This window comes from Rufibacter latericius (assembly GCF_003721515.1).
Classification (GTDB): domain Bacteria; phylum Bacteroidota; class Bacteroidia; order Cytophagales; family Hymenobacteraceae; genus Nibribacter; species Nibribacter latericius.
This window is the reverse complement of the sequence record NZ_RJJD01000013.1, coordinates 55,384-72,896: the sequence shown is the minus strand read 5'-3', so window position 1 is coordinate 72,896 and position 17,513 is coordinate 55,384. Positions and strand designations below refer to the sequence as shown.

Below are 17,513 nucleotides of genomic sequence, written 5' to 3'. Positions count from 1 at the left end.
AGAGCATGATTGCTAAACTGATTTCCTTCTCCCTGCGCAACCGAATGATTGTCCTGCTGATCGCGGCCGGCATGTTCGGCTGGGGGGTCTACTCCGTGGCCACCAACAAGGTGGACGCGATCCCGGACCTGTCCGAAAACCAGGTCATCGTCTTCACCGAGTGGATGGGCCGCAGCCCGCAGATCATCGAAGACCAGGTGACTTACCCCCTGGTAACCAACCTGCAGGGCATGCCGCAGGTGAAGTATGTGCGGGGCGTTTCCATGTTCGGGATGAGTTTCATCTACATTATCTTCCAGGATCAGACCGATATCTACTGGGCGCGGGAACGGGTGCTGGAGCGCCTCAACTACGCCAACCGGCTGCTGCCGGAGGGAGCCATCCCCACCCTGGGGCCGGACGGTACGGGCGTGGGCCACATCCTCTGGTACACGCTGGAGGCCCCAGGCATGGACCTGGGCGAGCAGCGCGCCATCCAGGACTGGTACGTGAAGTTCTCGCTCCAGAACGTGCCGGGCGTGAGCGAGATCGCCTCCTTCGGGGGCTTCCAGAAGCAGTACCAGGTCACGGTGGACCCCAACAAACTGACGTATTACAACCTGTCGGTGCCGCAGGTGATGGCAGCGGTACGGGCCAACAACAACGAGAGCGGGGGCCGTAAGTTTGAGATGAGCGACATCGGCTACATCATCAAGACCACCGGCTATCTCAAATCCACGGAGGAGATAGAGAACATCCCCATCACCACCCAGAATTCCATCCCGGTGAGCGTGCGCGACATCGCCACCGTGCAGATGACGGGGGAGACCCGCCTGGGGATTTTCGACCTCAACGGGGAAGGCGAGGCCGTGGGCGGTATCGTGGTGATGCGCTACGGCGAGAACGCGGAGGAGGTGATCCGGAACGTCAAGACCAAGATGGAGGAGGTCTCCGCCGGTTTGCCCAAGGGCGTCAAGTTCAACATCGTCTATGACCGGAGCGGGCTCATCAATGAGTCAGTAAACTCCATCAAGACCACCCTTATAGAGGAGATGCTGGTGGCGTCCTTTATCGTGTTCCTTTTCCTCTTCCATTGGCGCAGTGCGCTCATCATCATCATTCAGCTTCCCCTTTCCATCGCCATCGGTTTCATTCTGCTGAACGCCTTCGGGATCACCTCCAACATCATGTCCCTGACCGGAATCGCCCTATCCATTGGGGTGATCGTGGATGACGCTATTGTAATGGTGGAGAACGCTTACCGGCATCTGGCCGATGCCCAAACCAAAGAAAACCATGGATAAGGAAACACGCCTTTCAATCATAGAGAAAGCCTCCAAGCAGGTTGGCCCCAGCGTGTTCTGGAGTACCATCATCATCATCACCTCTTTCCTGCCGGTGTTTTTGCTGACCGGGCAGGAAGGTAGGCTATTCAGCCCCTTGGCCTGGACCAAGACCTTTATCCTGATCGTCGATGCCCTTGTGGCCATCACGGTGACCCCGGTGCTGCTCTCCCTGCTGCTCAAGGGTAAGTTCAAGCCGGAGAGTGCCAACCCCATCAACCGCGGGCTGGAAAAAGTCTACGGCCCTGTCCTGCGCTGGTGCCTGGAGTGGCGCAAGACCACCATCGGGATTAACATCGTGGCCCTGCTGGTCAGCATCCCTATGCTAATGAGTTTGGGTTCGGAGTTCATGCCGCCCTTAGATGAGAGTTCCATCCTGTTCATGCCAGTCACCCTGCCCGATATCTCCAACTCGGAGGCCAAGCGCATCCTACAGGTGCAGGACAAAATCATCAAATCCGTGCCGGAAGTGGCGCAGGTGCTGGGCAAAGCGGGCCGGGCCAGCACCGCCACCGACAACTCGCCCATCAGCATGATCGAGACCATCATCCAGCTGAAGCCGGAGTCCGAGTGGCGTGAGGGCATGACCAAGGCCAAGATCATTGCCGAGTTGGACCAGAAATTGCAAATACCGGGCGTGATCAACGGATGGACACAGCCCATCATCAACCGCATCAACATGCTGGCTACCGGCATCCGGACCGACGTGGGGGTGAAAGTGTACGGGCAGAGCCTGGACTCCATCGCGGTAGTATCAGAGAAGGTACGCAATGCCCTGCAGGGAGTGGAAGGCGTGAAGGATCTGTACATTGAACCCGTGACCGGCGGGAGGTACCTGGAGATCCAGACCCGCCGTGGGGAGTTGGGCCGGTACGGGCTGTCCGTGGATGACGTGAACAGCGTGGTGGAGTCCGCGTTGGGCGGGATGACCATCGGGAATACCATCGAGGGCCGTCAGCGGTTCTCCATCAACCTGCGCTTGGCGCAGGAGTACCGCAACAGCCTGGAGCGCATCGGCCGCATCCCCATCAAATCAGCTACGGCCGGGACAGTTCCTTTGTCAGCGGTAGCCGACGTGCGGTTCGTGGACGGGCCTCCGATGATTGCTTCCGAAAACGCGCAGCTGCGCGGGGCGGTTTTGTTCAACGTGCGGGACCGCGATCTGGGCAGCACCGTGCAGGAAGCGATCCAAAAGCTGAACGGGGAAATGGGCGTTCTGCCCACCGGTTACCGGTTGGAGTGGAGTGGGCAGTGGGAAAACCAGATCCGGGCGAATCAGACCCTAAAAATCATCATCCCCTTGGTCGTGCTGATTATCTTCCTGATCCTGTATTTCTCATTTGGGTCTTTAAAGGAGGCTTTCCTTAACCTGGTCACCATTCCCTTCGCTTTGGTGGGCGGAGTATTCATCGTGTACTTCTACGGCATCAACCTGTCAGTGGCGGTGGCGGTGGGCTTCATCGCCCTGTTCGGGATGGCGGTGGAGACCGGCATGCTGATGGTGGTGTACCTCAACGAGGCCATGGATGAGTTGGTGGCCAAGAAGGGGAACTCCAGCCAGACGATCACCAAGCGGGACATCCGCGACTATGTCTTCCAAGGTGCGGCTAAGAGGCTGCGCCCCAAGATCATGACCGTTTCCGTCTCACTTTTCGGATTGATCCCCGTGCTGTGGGCCACCGGGGTAGGCACGGATGTGATGCTGCCCATCGTGCTGCCGCTGATCGGGGGGGTGTTCACCTCCTCCATCCACATCCTGCTGGTGACGCCCGTGGTGTTTGAGATGACGAAACTCTACGAGTTAAAAAAACACGGCAAACTAGAAATCTACGATGTTAAACACTAGAATATACCTATTGGCCTTGCTGCTGTTGCTGGGGAGAGCGGCAAGCGCCCAAACGCCGGTGCTTCCGTTGGACACCGTGCTGCACCGGATCTCCCGGAACAATCCCATGCTGCAGGAATTCGGACTCCGCGCCCAGGCGCAGAACGCCATGGCGAAAGGGGCCAGGAGCCAGATGGCGCCCATGGTGGGGGCCGGGGTGTTCATGTACCCCTACCCGGGGCAGATGCCCATGGAGGGAGAGGAGATGGGAGGACAGGACGACGCCATGTACATGACCGCCGTGGAGCAGGACATCACCAACCCCGCCAAGCTGAAGGCCCGGGAGAAATACCAGCTTTCCAAGGCGGCCATCGAGGAGGCGGGGCGGGACAACACCTTCAACCAACTGCGGGCGCAGGCCAGGACCGCCTACTACCAATGGGTGGTGCTGGAGAAGAAAAGATCCGTGCTGCTGGAAAGTCAGCGCATCATGCAGTTCATGCTCAAGCTGGGCAAGGTCCGCTACCCCTACAACCAAGGTTCGCTGGGCAGTATCTACAAGGCCGAGGGACGGCTGGGCGAGGTGGAGAACATGCTGGTGATGAACGAGAGTGAGATCACCATGCGAAACATCCAGCTGAACATGCTGATGAACCTGCCGCCGGAGAACCGCTTCCGCATCGACACCACGGCCCAAGCCCCGGAACCGACGGTGCTGCCCGACACCGCCTCTTTGGGTGCCGCCCGCAGCGACATCCGCCAGGTAGACCGCACCATTGAGTCCATGCAACTCAACCTGCGCCTGGAGAACCTGCAGCGGAAACCGGACTTCGGCATCCGGTTCGAGAACATGATGCCCCGCGACCGGATGATGCCGCAGTCCTTCACCCTGATGGGGATGGTCTCCATCCCCATTGCCCCCTGGTCCTCCAAGATGTACAAGGCCAACAGCAAGGCCATGGCCCTGGAGATACAGGGGATGCAGAAGGGACGGGAGAACCTCTTGAACGAGGCCCGTAACATGGTGGCCAGCATGGCCCTGGAACTGCAGACCAAGCGCACGCAGGTGCGGAACTACGAGAAGAAGATCATCCCGGCCCTGCGCCGCAACTACGAGACCACCCTGCTGGGCTACGAGCAGAACACGGGGCAGCTGCCGCTGGTGATCGATGCCTGGGAAGCCCTGAACATGGCCCAGATGGAATACCTCAACAACCTGGAACAGCTTTACCTGATCGGCGTTAATTATGAGAAAGAACTGGAGAAATAAATTCATCTGGCTGCTGGTTTTGCTGGTGCCGTTCTCCTTCGCCGGCTGCAAGGACCAGGGCAAAGGGGAATCGGCGGAGGCCACCCACGTCATGGAATACACCTGCCCCATGCACCCGCAGATCGTGCAGGACAAGCCGGGTTCCTGTCCCATCTGTGGCATGGACCTGGTGGCCAGGCAACCGGCCAACGCCCCCGCTGCCCCCGTATCCACGGACCTGAATTACTTGCTACAGCCTGCCAACCAGACGGTGGTCTCCTCGGTGGGGACCACCCAGCCGGAGCAGAGGCAGGTGGAGAATGAGATCACGATGAGCGGGGTGGTGACCTACGACACGCGCCGGCAGTACACCATCCCGGCCCGTTTTGGGGGAAGGGTGGAAAAACTGTACGTGCAGTTCAACTACCAGCCGGTCCGCAAGGGCCAGAAACTGTACGATATCTACAGCCCTGAGCTGGTGACCGCCCAGAAAGAACTGGTGTACCTTCTGCAGAATGACCCTAGCAATACCTCCCTCATTCAGGGGGCGAAGCAGAAACTGCGCCTGTTAGGGGCTACGGCAGGCCAGATCAGCCAACTAACCCGAACTGGGAAGGAAACCTATACCTTTTCCGTTTACAGCCCTTACACCGGCTACGTGCTGGACCCATCCGTTACGGCAACTCCCCCAACGGCTCCTGCTGCCACCGCTGCCGCAGGAGGTGATGGGATGGGCATGGGCGGTGCGTCCAGTACGGCGGGAGGCAGCGGCAGTGCTGCAACGGCCCTCGCCCAGAATACAGGTTTTGCCATCCGGGAAGGCATGTACGTGACCACGGGGCAGGCCCTGCTCAAAGTGGTGGATGCCTCCCAGGTATGGGCGCAGTTCAACGTGGCCAGCGCCTTGGTGGGGCAGCTGCGGAAAGGGACGCCGATCACCATCACCTTCAACCAACTGCCCGGCGAATCGGTGCAGTCCACCGTGAACCTGGTGGAGCCGGTCTACGGGGCCGGGGAGAACTTCGCCCAGGTCCGGGCCTTGCTCCCGGCGCAGGGAAAGTCCATGGTTATCGGCCAACTCCTCACGGGTAGAACGAGGTACAGTACCGGCGCGGCTTTATGGGTTCCCAAAGAGGCGGTGCTGGACCTGGGTACCCAATCCGTGGCTTTTCTCAAAGTCAACGGGGTATTCAAGCCAACGGCTGTGCGGGTGGGGCAACGTGCCGACGGACAGGTGGAGGTAACCCAGGGCCTGACCGCCCAGGATGTGATCGCGGCCAATGCCCAGTTCCTGGTGGACAGCGAAAGTTTCATTAGGGTAGCAGATAATAATAGATGAGACAGCTAAAGAACCTATTCTTAATCTTCCTAGCGACAGCTATAGTGGTAGCCTGCACCGGGAAAGACGAACACCAGCACACGGATACGGGCACCACTTATACCTGCCCGATGCACCCGCAGATTGTCGAAGGCGAGCCCGGCTCCTGCCCGGTCTGCGGCATGGACCTGGTCGCGGCCAAGAACCAGTCCGCCAAGAAGGAACCGGCCTCCTCTTACACCTGCCCGATGCACCCCCAGATCACGGGGGACAAGCCGGGTTCCTGCCCCATCTGCGGCATGGACCTGGTACCGGTGAAGAAACCGGCCCCGGGAAGTACGGAGACGAGTATCATGCTCAGCGAAAGCCAGGTGCGGCTGGGCAATATCACCGTTAGGCCGGTCAGGATGGGGCAGGTCGGCAGCAGCACGGTCCTCACGGGCCGGCTGGTCGTGGACCAGACCCAGGCCGACCTGATCAGCAGCCGGGCAGCCGGACGGATCGAAAGGTTGTACGTGAAAGAGACGGGCCAGCCCATCCGCAAAGGGCAGCCGCTCTATGACCTCTACAGCGAGACCCTGCTTACCCTGGAGCAGGAATATCTGCTGGCCCTGGACCAGGTGCAGGCATTTCCGGGGGAAGGGCAGTTCGCCTCCATCCTGGACGCCAGCCGGAGAAAACTGGTACTGACGGGGCTTACCAACGCCCAGATCAACCGGATCGCCCGGAGCCGCCGCCTGGACGCCCGCATCACCTTTGTGGCCCCTGCCTCCGGCACGGTGACGGAGATTTCCGCCGCCGAGGGGGGCTACGTGGCGGAGGGCAGCCCGCTGTACCGGGTGAGCCGCTTCAATTCCATTTGGGTGGAGGCCGAACTGTACGCGCTGGAGGCAAGCCAAGTGAGGATAGGGACTCCCGTGGAGGTAACCGTGCCGGGGGTGTCCGCCCCCATCAAAACCAAGGTGGCCTTCATCAACCCGGAGTTCCGGCAGGGCAGCCAGGTGGTGGTGGCCAGGGCCGCATTGCCTAACCCCAAGGGGGCGTTGATCCCCGGTACCCAGGCGACCATCAACCTACCGGCCCCGGTGAGCGAGGCCCTGACCCTTCCGCTGGATGCGGTCATCCGGGATTCCAAGGGCGCGCATGTCTGGGTGAAAACCGGGGAGAACACCTTCAGTCCCCGGAAAGTGACCCTGGGCGGGGAAAGTGCGAACCAGGTGGCCATTGCCAGCGGCCTGAGCGTCAGTGACACGGTGGTGGTCACGGGGGCCTATCTGCTCTACAGTGAGTTTGTCCTGAAGAAAGGGGCAGACCCCATGGCGGGCCACAATCCTTAACCCATGGCGGATTGCCCTCAAGCCTTCCCATGGATGGCTTTCGCGCCGAATGCCAAAACAACTTGAATATCCAACTTAAACGATAGAACCCATGGCACCTAGAAAAATCACCCTATCTCTCCTGGCGAGCCTGCTGTTGGGTTTCACCGCCTGTAATTTCCATACCGAAGCCGACATGGAGGAGGAGATGGAAGACATGGAACTGAACATCGACTATCCCGCCGCGTTCGTGGTGAACGGCGAGTCCAATGATATAGATGTCATCAACCTGAACGACCTTACCCACCAAGACCACATCAGCCTGAACGGGGCCACGTTTCCGCACCACATCAACATGAGCCCAGACAAAACCAGGTTGGCGGTGGCCATCACCAGCACGGACCTGAGCGCCGGCCATGATGGCGGAGGAATGGGCGGGATGAGTGGCTTAAAAGTGGTCGTACTCAACAGCTACACCGGCCAAATCGAGAAGGAGATTATTCTCCCGAAAATGCCGCATAACGCCGCCTTCAACGCAGACGGGTCAGAGCTTTGGGTCTCCCAGGAAGATGACCACCAGAGCCAGGTACTGGTGTACAATGTGGGAAGCTGGACCCTGAAAAACACCATCCCGGTAGGCAAAGGTCTGTCTGAAATCACTTTCTCAGCCGATGGCAACCGAGTCTTCGCCGCCAATACCTTGGATGCTACCGTCTCTGTTATCCACCCTGCCACGAAATCCATTCTGGCCACCATACCGGTGGGCAAAGACCCGGTGGGTGCCTGGCCGGCAGGGAACGGTTATATGTATGCAGACAATGAAACAGACCAGACGGTATCTGAGATACAGGTGAGCACCGCCACGGTCACGGAAACGATTACGCTAGGCTTTAAACCTGGCTATGTGACTTACCACGCAGGCCAGCAGGAACTTTGGGTAAGCGATGCCACCAACGGCAAGGTAGTCTACTACAAAAAGGCCAATGGCCGATGGATCAGGCAGGGAGACATCTCTACCGGGGCGGATGCCCACGCCATCGCCTTCTCCCCGGATGGGGTGACCGCCTATGTCACCAACCAGGGAGCGGGTACCGTTTCCGTCATCAAAGTAGCAGACCATACGGTACGTTCCACCATCCCGGTGGGCAAGAAACCGAACGGATTGGTCCTCCGGCCATAAACAAACCTGACCATCTCTAAACCCAATCTCTTAGATGAAACCCAATCACATTTCCCTTTACTTCCTGGCCTTCCTGTTCCTGGCCCTGTTTCTAAAACCACAAAGCAGTGTGGCGCACGGAGGGGAAAAGCACCCGAAGAAAGCCAAGGTAGCCCCAGTGGATTCTGCCCGGCTGGAACCAAAACCGGACGGCGACACGGTGGTGCTGAAGGACATGACCCCGGCAGAGCATGCCGGACACGTAGCTGATCCAGGGAAGGTACATGCCTCGCTGGCGGAATTCCCGCACATCCACCCCTTGATCGTCCATTTCCCCATCATGCTGCTGATGATCGCCGCCGCCATGCAGTTTGTGAACATCCTTTTCGGAAACAAGCAGCTGAACTGGGCCGTGACCATCCTGGTGCTGGTGGGCTTTGTGACGGCCTATGCCGCCACGCACTGGTCCCATCCGCATACCGATGGGCTTACCGCGCATGCCGAATTGGTCTTGAAAGAGCACGATAAATACGCGGACTACACCATCTACCTGTCCGGGTTGGGGTTACTGGCCCAGCTGTTGAGCGTCTTGGCCTTGAAAGGGAAACGTTGGAGCATTGCCGTGGCGGCGGTTATCCTGATAGGGGCGGGGTACGCCGTGAGCATGGCAGGCCACTACGGGGCGCAGTTGGTGCATATAGAAGGCGTAGGGCCTCAGGGGAAATACCTGGAACAACATCATTGATCTTACCTCAAAACATCTTTCAAGACCTTTAAAATAAAACCCATGCTTTCAAAAGTAACCTTCTTCGGCTTTCTTACTACTCTCACTCTTGTCTTTCAATCATGCACCCAAAACCCGGATACCAAAAAAACGCAAGAGAAAGAGGCAACCCCTGCCGTATCCCCTATAACGAAGGCGGAAGATGCAGCCACGATTCAGCGGCAACCTGAACCCGACACCCTCAAGGGAAGCCTCAAAGCGGTGGCCACCGGGCGGATAGGCGCGGTCAATCTGCAGGTAAACTACCACTCCCCGGCCGTTCGGAAGCGGGTGGTGTGGGGCGGACTCGTGGCCTATGGCCAAGTATGGGTGACGGGTGCCCATTCCGCCACCACCCTGGAAACGGACGGGCCTATTCGCTTGGGCGGCACGGAAATCCCGGCCGGAAAATATGCCTTGTTCACCATCCCCGGCGAGAAGGAATGGACCGTCATCCTGAACCGGAACTGGGAACAGCACCTGGCTGATGAATACGCCCCCAAAGACGATGTCGTTCGCCTTTCGGTTACCCCCGAGGAGACTGCCAGCCACCAGGAGCGCCTGCGCTATGAAATCACTTCCGAAGGGGACGATAAAGGGACCGTGGCGATGCATTGGGGGCGGTTACGGCTTCCTGTTCCCCTAGAATTGTAGCATCCAGTTCCATCCATTTATTTCTTTATTCCTAAAACATGGAACCACAGGCCGCCGAGAACAAGACTATCCTCAGCATTAAAAATATGGTGTGCCCGCGCTGTATCCGGATCATCCAAGAGCAATTTGCCCTGCTTAATCTTCCTGTCCTAGGAGTGCAGTTAGGTTTCGTGGAATTAACCAGGCCTCTGGAGGCAATGGAAAAGGAAAGGGTTAAAGTAGTGTTGGAGGACTATGGCTTCGAGTTGTTGGAGGACAGGAAACTGAAGCTGGTGGAACAGATCAAAACCTTGCTTATCGACTTGATCCATTACCGGGAGGAGAAAATCACCACCAACTATTCCACTTTTCTGAGTCAGGCCCTGGGGAAAGATTACAGTACCCTCAGCCATGCCTTTTCCTCTGTCGAGAACATGACCATCGAACGGTATATCATTCTGCAGAAGATTGAGTATATCAAAGCGCAGCTGGACTATGAGGAGCTATCTTTGGGGGAAATAGCCGCACGGCTGCATTACAGCAGCCTGAGCCACCTCTCCAAGCAGTTCAAAGCCATCACCGGGTATACGCCTTCGGACTACAAGAAACTGGCTGTCCGGGACCGCTTACCCTTGGATCAAATGAAAAGAAGGTAAGGAGATCCTCTCTGCGCTGCCTGGCAGAAATCAAATATCCTTCCTACGGGTTAGAAAACAAAAAAGGGACTCTTCTCCAAGGGTCCCTTTTCAATGGCAAAAGCTTTAAAAATTAAGGTAACGCTACTGCTGGGGATGTCCCTTCAACCAGGTATCCAGCATTTCTTTTTCTTTCTGCTGGTCCTCCACAATTTTCTGGGCCATCGCCTTCAATTCCGGCACTTTGGCATTGGGGAGATAGGCTTTCGCCATATCGATCCCGCTTTGGTGGTGCATGGCCATCAGGCTGGCAAAATGATGGTCGGTCGTTCCCTTCATGGAATGGTCCATGCCGGCCATCATGGCTTTCATGGGTTGCATCAGCTGCATGGAAGCGGCCGTGTCGCCAGAGGCGGGCTGGTGGCTGGAGACAAATTGCTGAAGCCTGTCCTGTTCTTCTTTTTGGGTAGCTAAGGTTGTTTTGGCCATATTCACCAGCATGGTATCCTGCCCGTTATCGGCTTCTTCCTGGGCCATGGCCAAGGCCCCTTCGTGGTGGATGGCCATCATCTGGGCAAAATCATGGTCCACATCCCCCGTCATCTTCATCCCCTGCATCGCGGTCATATTCCCGTGCATAAGGTCCATCATTTTAGTATTGGAACTGCCAGTTGCCAGGTCATGGCCGGCATGGTTCCCCGTATTTTGGGCTGCGCCGGCCTCGGTCTTGCCGGCCTCCTGGCTACAGGCACTGAACAGCAGCGTTACCCCGCAAGCCAGGGCAGCCCACGTCATCTTTTCTTGTATTGCTTTCATTATCTAGGTGGGTTCAGGGATTATTAAGCTACTATATTCCGTTGCTTAGAAAATTATACGCCCCGCTGAAAGGGAGGTTCTCGGTGCCCTACCTGGGTTCTGGCTATAGGAAAGAGGAAAAATGGGAAATATAGGGAGCCCATTCTACTGAATAGCAGTTTTATAGGGGAATGCCATCGACCTGAGGGTACCTTCACTTCAAGGTTCAGCGGAATTATGACAACCTTTTCAAGAACTATATCACCCTTCCATTTGCTAGGGCTTCCCCACGCGGATGTTCTCCAGTTCAATTCTGGAAAGTTCCTTTAATCGTCCGGAGGCAAAGGCCTGATCGATCTGCCAGAAATCAACCGGGCCTATCGGCTCGAAATTGAGGTAATCCTGGAATAATACGCCTTCGATCCTTCGGGGAGCCATTGCCTGCCGGAAGCGAATCCCTCCGCCATCGGTGGCATAGGTATAGGCAAAATAATCCATCGTGAAGGATTTTTGATGGATAAAGTACAGGAATTCATCCTGGAAATCGGTGCCACCCCCTTCCTGCCGGAACGTGACCTTTATTTTATGATACGGCATTCCATGGATGGCAGCGCTTCCCAGGTACTCCTTTTGTACGGAGGGGTCATTCAAGCCAAAGGGCAGGAGGGCGAAGTAGATGACGGAATTAACGGAAGCACTGAAGGCTTTCACCCGCTCCGGAGGTAATTCTTTAGCCTGGCCATTGACCGTGCGGGAGAAACCCTCGTTGTTCAACACGTCCCTTACCTGACCCGTGGAATCGGTAAAGGAGCGAGTATAGGTATAAAGCCCTTCCTGGCGGGAAGCTTCATAATGCCGTTCCCTGAAATCAAAATCCACGTGCAATCGCAAAAACCGGGTTCCCCCATGGACGGCAATCGCCCGATCGATGATCGCCTGGGGATCCTTCTCCCCATTATCGGAGGGAGCCTGCCGGTCGGACTGCCTTGCCTCACAACCTGTCAGAAGCAACACCAGAAAAAGAAACCCTGTCACAAATCGCATACGCTCAGTAGTAAGTACCAGAAACTACGGGCCTATCCTTACCGGAAACAGAGGCACATACCTTCTCTACCCGGAAGGTAGTGAGAAGGGGCAAGTTCGACAACGCTAACGTTTCCTTACCCCAAAACATACAACTCTTATCGGAGATTGTATAAAACGTAGGAACTGGATTTGGGGTAAAACAAGAAGAAAAGCAGCTGATAGGATTCAGCCAAGATTATTCACTTAAAATATAGAACCATGCATAACTCCCAATATCAACCAGTGATAGACGCTTTGGCAGCCTGTGCCGCCGAATGTGAGCACTGTGCCACCGCCTGCCTGCAGGAAGATGACGTGAAGATGATGGTGCGGTGCATCCAACTTGACCGCGATTGCTCCGCCATCTGCCGGGTTACCGCTGACGCCTTGGCCCGCGGTTCAGACAATGCGAAAGTGTTTCTGGAGGCTTGCGCCGCCATCTGCGCGGCCTGCGGCGAGGAATGCGAAAAACATGCGCCCCATATGGACCATTGCCGGGCGTGCGCGGAGGCTTGCCGGCGCTGCGAAGAGGCCTGTCGGTCGCTTGCCCAGCAAATCTACTAATCGGTGCGGCAGATACGCTGGCCATTCTTCCCCGGGTTGATTCAATAGCTATATGATCCACCTGTTGCTCCATGTTTTGGTCCCGGGGGGTGTGGCCTTTCTTTTCTACCGGAAGAATCAGTGGAAAGTGTGGGCGGTATTGGCGGCCGGGATCCTCCTGGACGTGGACCATCTATGGGCGGTCCCCATCTATGACCCTGACCGGTGCAGTATCGGGTTCCATACGCTGCATACCTATCCGGCCATCGCCCTGTACGGGGTGCTATTGCTCTTCCCCAAAGTACGAATATTGGCCCTGGGGTTTTTGATACACATGGCCTTGGATTATATAGCCTGTCTGTAGGGTCTTCAACTTTCCTTATTGTTAAAGCAAACGTTAAGCACCATGGAACAAAGAAAGAACGCGGGCCGCTGGTTGGGGCTGCTATTTATTGCCTTTTTATTAGGGTCGTGTGAGCAGGAAGAGGAGGGGCTGGAACTCCAACCCCATGACCAGAATAAGATGATGGGCATCATGCACGACATGATGGCGGAAATGGAGACCATGCCCATGAACAGTGACCCGGACGTAGATTTCGCCAAGATGATGGTCATGCACCACCAAGGTGCCATCAACATGGCCAGCGAAGAAATGACAAGCGGCCAGGATGCGGAAATGAAAGCCATCGCCCAGAAAATAAAGGGCGAGCAGGAGAAAGAAATCCAGGAATTCAATGCATTTTTGAGTACTTATCGGCCAGACCAACCCATGAACATGGACTTCCATAGGGAGGTGATGGAATCCATGGAAAAGATGGGCCGGGATAGCGATTTACGGGTGATTACCGGTGATACGGACCAGGATTTCGCCCAGCTGATGATTCCCCACCACCAGGCGGCCATGGAAAATGCCAGATCGGTGATGGAGCACGGTAACAGTCCGGTGATCAGGGGGATGGCCCAGAAGATCATTGACAGCCAGAGAATGGACATCAAGGAACTGCAGGAATGGCTTCTTGCGCATAAGCAGTATTAGGTTTGTTGTTTGTTGTGTTAAGGCGTCTCTGTCCCACGGGCAGGGACGTTTTTCTTTGCCTTCCCGCAGAAACAAAATCTTGTACATCTTTGCCGGAATTGTATCATACTCCGCCCTGATCCATCCAATACCTTTGTTCAAGAAAGGAAACGGCCTCAGGGAAAACTTCTCGGCCTTTCCCAGTTGTTTACTATAAAATCTGAAAACCATGGAAACATTGAGATTCAAAACCAATATCAAGTGTGGCGGATGTGTGGCCACTGTCACCCCTTTCCTAGACAAGGAAACCAGTGTGGAGAAGTGGCAAGTGGATACCGCGAACCCTGACAAGATTCTGACGGTGGAGGGAAATGCCGTCAACGGGGGAGAAGTGATCGAAGCGATAGAGAAGGCAGGGTTCAAAATAGAGCCGCTCAAATAAAAAAGCGACAGAAGGGATAACTAGGGTTATCCCTTCTTGTTTGGATCCTTCCCATTCCCTCTAAAATAAATCCCTGAACCATGGACCACTCCCACCACAGCCACCGACCTTCCACTGCCGGAGCCAAAGACACGTTAGCCGAGAAAACCCTGCATGGCCACCAACAGGCGATGCCTCCCGCCGGGCATGGAGAGCACGGCCACGACCACCATGCCATGATGATCGATGATTTTCGGAAAAGGTTCTGGATCTCCCTGCTGCTATCCATTCCGGTGATTATCATCAGCCCCATGGTACAGGACATATTGGGGTACCAACTGGATATACCTTATGCTATGTATATTTCTTTGGTGCTTTCCACTGTGATATTTTTCTATGGTGGGTGGCCCTTTTTAACCGGATTAAAAGCTGAGCTGAAAAAAGGATCCCCGGGCATGATGACGTTGATTGCCATCGCCATTACGGTAGCTTATGTGTACAGCACGGCTATCGTTTTTGGCTTGGCAGGCATGGACTTCTTCTGGGAACTGGCGACCCTGATTGTCATTATGCTTTTGGGGCATTGGATTGAAATGAAGTCCGTCATGGGCGCCTCGCGGGCGTTGGAGCTGCTGGTGAGCATGATGCCTTCCGAAGCCCACCTGATTCAGGAAGGGGAAACGGTAAACGTACGGATTGATGCCCTTAAAAAAGGAGACCTCATCTTAGTAAAACCGGGCGAGAAAGTACCCGCTGACGGGCTGATTGTGGAAGGCGAAAGCTACCTGAACGAAAGCATGCTGACGGGGGAAAGTAAACCCGTCCAAAAATCCAAGGAAGACAAGGTAATAGGCGGCTCCATCAATGGTAACGGCTCTTTGAAAGTTACGGTCCAGAACACAGGTGCCGAAAGCTATTTGAATAAAGTGATTAACCTGGTGCAGGAGGCACAGAAAACCAAGTCCGAAACCCAAAACCTGGCCGATAAAGCCGCCCGTTGGCTAACCTACGTGGCCCTTTTTGCCGGATTTGGGACCTTCGCCGTGTGGCTAGCCTTAGGGGCTGAACTTTCCTTTGCGCTGGAACGAATGGTGACGGTGATGGTGATCTCCTGCCCCCATGCCTTGGGCCTGGCCGTACCGCTGGTGGTGGCCATTTCCACGGCTATCTCGGCCAATAATGGCTTATTGATTCGTAACCGCACCGCTTTCGAAAATTCCCGCAAAATCACCACCATCATTTTCGATAAAACCGGCACTCTAACCCAAGGATCCCATGAAGTAGCCCGGGTAGTTTCCTTTGCCCCGGAATACCCCGAGAAAGAATTGCTGCGCTTAGCCGCCGGTATTGAGCAGAACTCCGAGCACTATATTTCACAAGGCATTCTAAAACGCGTGAAGGCGGAAAACATCCCTATCCCCGCTTCGGTGAGCTTTAATTACTTGCCCGGCAAAGGGCTGGAAGGTGAAGTAGAAGGCAAATCAGTTAAAGTAGTGGGTCCTAACTACCTGAAAGAGTTTCAAATTCCCGTACCCGAGAGCAACGCCGAGGAAGAAGTAGAAACCGTGGTTTATGTGTTCATCAACGATACACCCATCGGGTACATTAGTTTAAGAGACCAGCTTCGGCCGGAATCAGCCGAAGCCATCCGGATTTTAAAAGAGAATGGCATTAAAAACCTATTGCTGACCGGCGATAATGAACGGGTGGCCAAAAGTGTGAGCGATGCTTTGAAAATGGATGGGTTTTTGGCGAATGTATTGCCCCACGAAAAGCAGGAAAAAATCAAGGAACTGCAAGCGCAGGGTGAATTCGTGGCTATGACCGGGGATGGCGTAAACGATGCACCGGCCCTGGCCCAAGCGGATGTGGGCATTGCGGTAGGTTCCGGTACGGATGTAGCTGCGGAAACAGCGGATATCATCCTGGTCAACAGTAATCCCCAAGACATAGCCTCCTTGGTACTGTTTGGGAAAGCCACCTACCGGAAGATGATCCAAAACATTATCTGGGCAACGGGTTATAACGTTATTGCGCTACCGTTAGCGGCCGGCGTTTTGTACCAGCAAGGCATCATGGTGTCGCCGGCTATTGGGGCCGTTCTCATGAGCCTGAGCACCGTTATAGTGGCGATTAATGCCCAATTGCTAAAAAAACAGATGAAGCACTAACTCATTTCAAAAATCAGGTGGTAAACCCAAAGGGGAAGAAAAGTAAATTTTCAGTTAGCCGCAGGTTGGGAAGTCAGCCCTGGCGCGTATTCCCGGTTAAAGTAAAATGATGTTCCTGATTTGGTGATGCCCCAACACAAGAAAAGGAAATAATAGGTGCCGATGCGGAAGACTTACTCCAGTATACTTTACCTACGGTGGCGAAGGAATTGCTTCCGGCAGCCGGTCAGGGCTTAACCGTTAGCTGCAAGTTACTTATCTCCAGACAGGAAGCGATTTCAATTCCCATCCGATTGGGTTGATATTTGCTGATACAGGCAAACAGTTTCGCCCTTAGATGAGCATAAAACCACAAAGCACCTATTTTTTTACTTGGATTTTGTTACTCATGCTGGTAGTCCCCATCATGGGAATTGGGCCCGTAAACCGCCCTGCTGCTATCACCAGTAAGGAGATCATTGATAAAATGTTTGTCTCCATCAAGCAGTTGCGAACGGTCAAATTCATCATGAAGAATTCGGAACGCCGGGAAAACCGGAATAGGGAAGGGGAACAGCATATCAAAATTAATATTTCTCCCTTTTGGCTGTATGCCTACATTGCCAAACCAAGTAAAGGGGTGGAAGCCCTCTGGCGGCAGGGAGAGAATAACAATAACGTCTTGGTGCACCCTAATTCCTTTCCTTACCTTAGTCTGAATCTGGATCCTAACGGTAGTCTGGTCCGCAGTGGCAGCCACCATAATTTATTTGCGGCCAATCCCAATTACACCGCCGACATCATTCGGGATACTTACAAAAAGGTCGGCCAGGAGTTTTCCGAAATTTTCAAATACGAAGGCGACGCTAAATTTGACGGCAAGGATTGCTACCGAATAGTCATTGACTACACGCCGTATAAGCTATACAATTACCGGGTAAAGCAGGGAGAAGATGTCTTCAGTATTGCCCAGAAACTTTACTTAAATGAGTTCAAGATCAAAGAATTAAACAAGTTGAAAGACTTTACCGGTTTAAAAGCAGGTCAGGTACTGGTGCTGCCCAATGCTTACGCGAAGAAAACGATTCTTTTGATCGATAAAAAAACTTACCTTCCTTTGGTGCAGGTTATCTACGATGAACTGGGGTTCTTTGAAAGATACGAATACCACGATTTACAAGTGAACCCTAGTTTTAAGAAAGATGAGTTCAGTAAGGATTTCCCGGCCTATCATTTTTGATTTTATGGTTTCCAGGTAGCTTACATCTTAGCTGCGGATAGTGAAATTTCAAAAAAAAACACCT

At 54.8% G+C, this 17,513-nt stretch carries 17 protein-coding genes; 15 read left to right on the top strand and 2 right to left on the bottom strand.

Annotation, left to right across the window (positions count from 1 at the left end):
- The first annotated feature begins 5 nt into the window (after positions 1–5).
- The 9 genes from EFB08_RS23915 (at position 6) to EFB08_RS16980 (ending at position 10,241) form a co-directional block, all read left to right on the top strand.
- Entirely contained in the window at positions 6–1,283 is a 1,278-nt protein-coding gene (locus EFB08_RS23915) for an efflux RND transporter permease subunit (RefSeq protein ID WP_123128165.1), read from the top strand.
- Positions 1,276–3,168, top strand: coding sequence for an efflux RND transporter permease subunit (locus tag EFB08_RS23910; protein WP_123128267.1), 1,893 nt, complete (start codon positions 1,276–1,278; stop codon positions 3,166–3,168). Before EFB08_RS23915 ends, EFB08_RS23910 begins: the two co-directional genes overlap by 8 nt.
- Positions 3,155–4,417: a TolC family protein gene (locus EFB08_RS17010; protein ID WP_123128164.1), complete on the top strand. Its 1,263-nt coding sequence runs from the start codon at positions 3,155–3,157 to the stop codon at positions 4,415–4,417. The genes EFB08_RS23910 and EFB08_RS17010 overlap by 14 nt, the downstream gene beginning before the upstream one ends.
- Positions 4,395–5,735 (top strand): efflux RND transporter periplasmic adaptor subunit, encoded by a 1,341-nt coding sequence (locus tag EFB08_RS17005; protein WP_123128163.1) that lies wholly within the window; start codon positions 4,395–4,397, stop codon positions 5,733–5,735. The genes EFB08_RS17010 and EFB08_RS17005 overlap by 23 nt, the downstream gene beginning before the upstream one ends.
- Positions 5,732–7,051, top strand: coding sequence for an efflux RND transporter periplasmic adaptor subunit (locus EFB08_RS17000; RefSeq protein ID WP_125077770.1), 1,320 nt, complete (start codon positions 5,732–5,734; stop codon positions 7,049–7,051). The genes EFB08_RS17005 and EFB08_RS17000 overlap by 4 nt, the downstream gene beginning before the upstream one ends.
- 91 nt (positions 7,052–7,142) lie before the next feature.
- A complete protein-coding gene (locus EFB08_RS16995) occupies positions 7,143–8,210 on the top strand; it encodes a YncE family protein (protein WP_165864941.1) in 1,068 nt (355 codons plus the stop codon).
- 34 nt (positions 8,211–8,244) lie between these two features.
- Positions 8,245–8,934, top strand: coding sequence for a DUF2231 domain-containing protein (locus EFB08_RS16990; RefSeq protein ID WP_123128161.1), 690 nt, complete (start codon positions 8,245–8,247; stop codon positions 8,932–8,934).
- A 42-nt stretch (positions 8,935–8,976) separates the two neighbouring features.
- Complete coding sequence (locus tag EFB08_RS16985) at positions 8,977–9,606, top strand: DUF2911 domain-containing protein (protein ID WP_123128160.1); 630 nt, start codon at positions 8,977–8,979, stop codon at positions 9,604–9,606.
- A gap of 38 nt (positions 9,607–9,644) precedes the next feature.
- Positions 9,645–10,241 (top strand): helix-turn-helix domain-containing protein, encoded by a 597-nt coding sequence (locus EFB08_RS16980; protein ID WP_227006383.1) that lies wholly within the window; start codon positions 9,645–9,647, stop codon positions 10,239–10,241.
- Between the two features lie 123 nt (positions 10,242–10,364).
- Here EFB08_RS16980 and EFB08_RS16975 read toward each other — a convergent pair whose 3' ends face one another.
- Both EFB08_RS16975 and EFB08_RS16970 read right to left on the bottom strand, forming a co-directional pair.
- On the bottom strand, positions 10,365–11,036 hold the full coding sequence (locus EFB08_RS16975) for a DUF305 domain-containing protein (RefSeq protein ID WP_123128159.1): 672 nt from the start codon (positions 11,034–11,036) through the stop codon (positions 10,365–10,367).
- A gap of 255 nt (positions 11,037–11,291) precedes the next feature.
- Positions 11,292–12,059 carry a DUF6503 family protein gene (locus EFB08_RS16970; protein WP_227006382.1) on the bottom strand — a complete coding sequence of 256 codons (768 nt, stop codon included), beginning with the start codon at positions 12,057–12,059 and terminating at the stop codon, positions 11,292–11,294.
- Positions 12,060–12,299: 240 nt separating this feature from the next.
- On the opposite strand from EFB08_RS16970, the gene EFB08_RS16965 reads away from it, so the two are divergent.
- From EFB08_RS16965 to EFB08_RS16940, 6 genes are all read left to right on the top strand, one after another.
- Positions 12,300–12,644: a four-helix bundle copper-binding protein gene (locus tag EFB08_RS16965; RefSeq protein ID WP_123128158.1), complete on the top strand. Its 345-nt coding sequence runs from the start codon at positions 12,300–12,302 to the stop codon at positions 12,642–12,644.
- Between the two features lie 52 nt (positions 12,645–12,696).
- Positions 12,697–12,987, top strand: a complete 291-nt coding sequence (locus EFB08_RS16960) for a DUF6122 family protein (RefSeq protein ID WP_123128157.1) — start codon at positions 12,697–12,699, stop codon at positions 12,985–12,987.
- A 42-nt stretch (positions 12,988–13,029) separates the two neighbouring features.
- Positions 13,030–13,659, top strand: a complete 630-nt coding sequence (locus EFB08_RS16955) for a DUF305 domain-containing protein (protein WP_123128156.1) — start codon at positions 13,030–13,032, stop codon at positions 13,657–13,659.
- Positions 13,660–13,867: 208 nt separating this feature from the next.
- Positions 13,868–14,080, top strand: a complete 213-nt coding sequence (locus tag EFB08_RS16950; RefSeq protein WP_123128155.1) for a heavy-metal-associated domain-containing protein — start codon at positions 13,868–13,870, stop codon at positions 14,078–14,080.
- A gap of 80 nt (positions 14,081–14,160) precedes the next feature.
- Entirely contained in the window at positions 14,161–16,230 is a 2,070-nt protein-coding gene (locus EFB08_RS16945) for a copper-translocating P-type ATPase (RefSeq protein ID WP_123128154.1), read from the top strand.
- A 388-nt stretch (positions 16,231–16,618) separates the two neighbouring features.
- A complete protein-coding gene (locus EFB08_RS16940; RefSeq protein ID WP_165864940.1) occupies positions 16,619–17,449 on the top strand; it encodes a DUF1571 domain-containing protein in 831 nt (276 codons plus the stop codon).
- Positions 17,450–17,513: the final 64 nt, after the last annotated feature.

Coding starts and splice junctions, on each gene's coding strand:
- EFB08_RS16955 (WP_123128156.1), top strand. CDS start 13,030: ATGGAACAAAGAAAGAACGCGGGCCGCTGGTTGGGGCTGCTATTTATT.
- EFB08_RS17000 (WP_125077770.1), top strand. CDS start 5,732: ATGAGACAGCTAAAGAACCTATTCTTAATCTTCCTAGCGACAGCTATA.
- EFB08_RS17005 (WP_123128163.1), top strand. CDS start 4,395: ATGAGAAAGAACTGGAGAAATAAATTCATCTGGCTGCTGGTTTTGCTG.
- EFB08_RS16975 (WP_123128159.1), bottom strand. CDS start 11,036: ATGAAAGCAATACAAGAAAAGATGACGTGGGCTGCCCTGGCTTGCGGG.
- EFB08_RS16940 (WP_165864940.1), top strand. CDS start 16,619: ATGCTGGTAGTCCCCATCATGGGAATTGGGCCCGTAAACCGCCCTGCT.
- EFB08_RS23910 (WP_123128267.1), top strand. CDS start 1,276: ATGGATAAGGAAACACGCCTTTCAATCATAGAGAAAGCCTCCAAGCAG.
- EFB08_RS16965 (WP_123128158.1), top strand. CDS start 12,300: ATGCATAACTCCCAATATCAACCAGTGATAGACGCTTTGGCAGCCTGT.
- EFB08_RS23915 (WP_123128165.1), top strand. CDS start 6: ATGATTGCTAAACTGATTTCCTTCTCCCTGCGCAACCGAATGATTGTC.
- EFB08_RS16960 (WP_123128157.1), top strand. CDS start 12,697: ATGATCCACCTGTTGCTCCATGTTTTGGTCCCGGGGGGTGTGGCCTTT.
- EFB08_RS16945 (WP_123128154.1), top strand. CDS start 14,161: ATGGACCACTCCCACCACAGCCACCGACCTTCCACTGCCGGAGCCAAA.
- EFB08_RS16995 (WP_165864941.1), top strand. CDS start 7,143: ATGGCACCTAGAAAAATCACCCTATCTCTCCTGGCGAGCCTGCTGTTG.
- EFB08_RS16950 (WP_123128155.1), top strand. CDS start 13,868: ATGGAAACATTGAGATTCAAAACCAATATCAAGTGTGGCGGATGTGTG.
- EFB08_RS16980 (WP_227006383.1), top strand. CDS start 9,645: ATGGAACCACAGGCCGCCGAGAACAAGACTATCCTCAGCATTAAAAAT.
- EFB08_RS16970 (WP_227006382.1), bottom strand. CDS start 12,059: ATGCGATTTGTGACAGGGTTTCTTTTTCTGGTGTTGCTTCTGACAGGT.
- EFB08_RS16990 (WP_123128161.1), top strand. CDS start 8,245: ATGAAACCCAATCACATTTCCCTTTACTTCCTGGCCTTCCTGTTCCTG.
- EFB08_RS17010 (WP_123128164.1), top strand. CDS start 3,155: ATGTTAAACACTAGAATATACCTATTGGCCTTGCTGCTGTTGCTGGGG.
- EFB08_RS16985 (WP_123128160.1), top strand. CDS start 8,977: ATGCTTTCAAAAGTAACCTTCTTCGGCTTTCTTACTACTCTCACTCTT.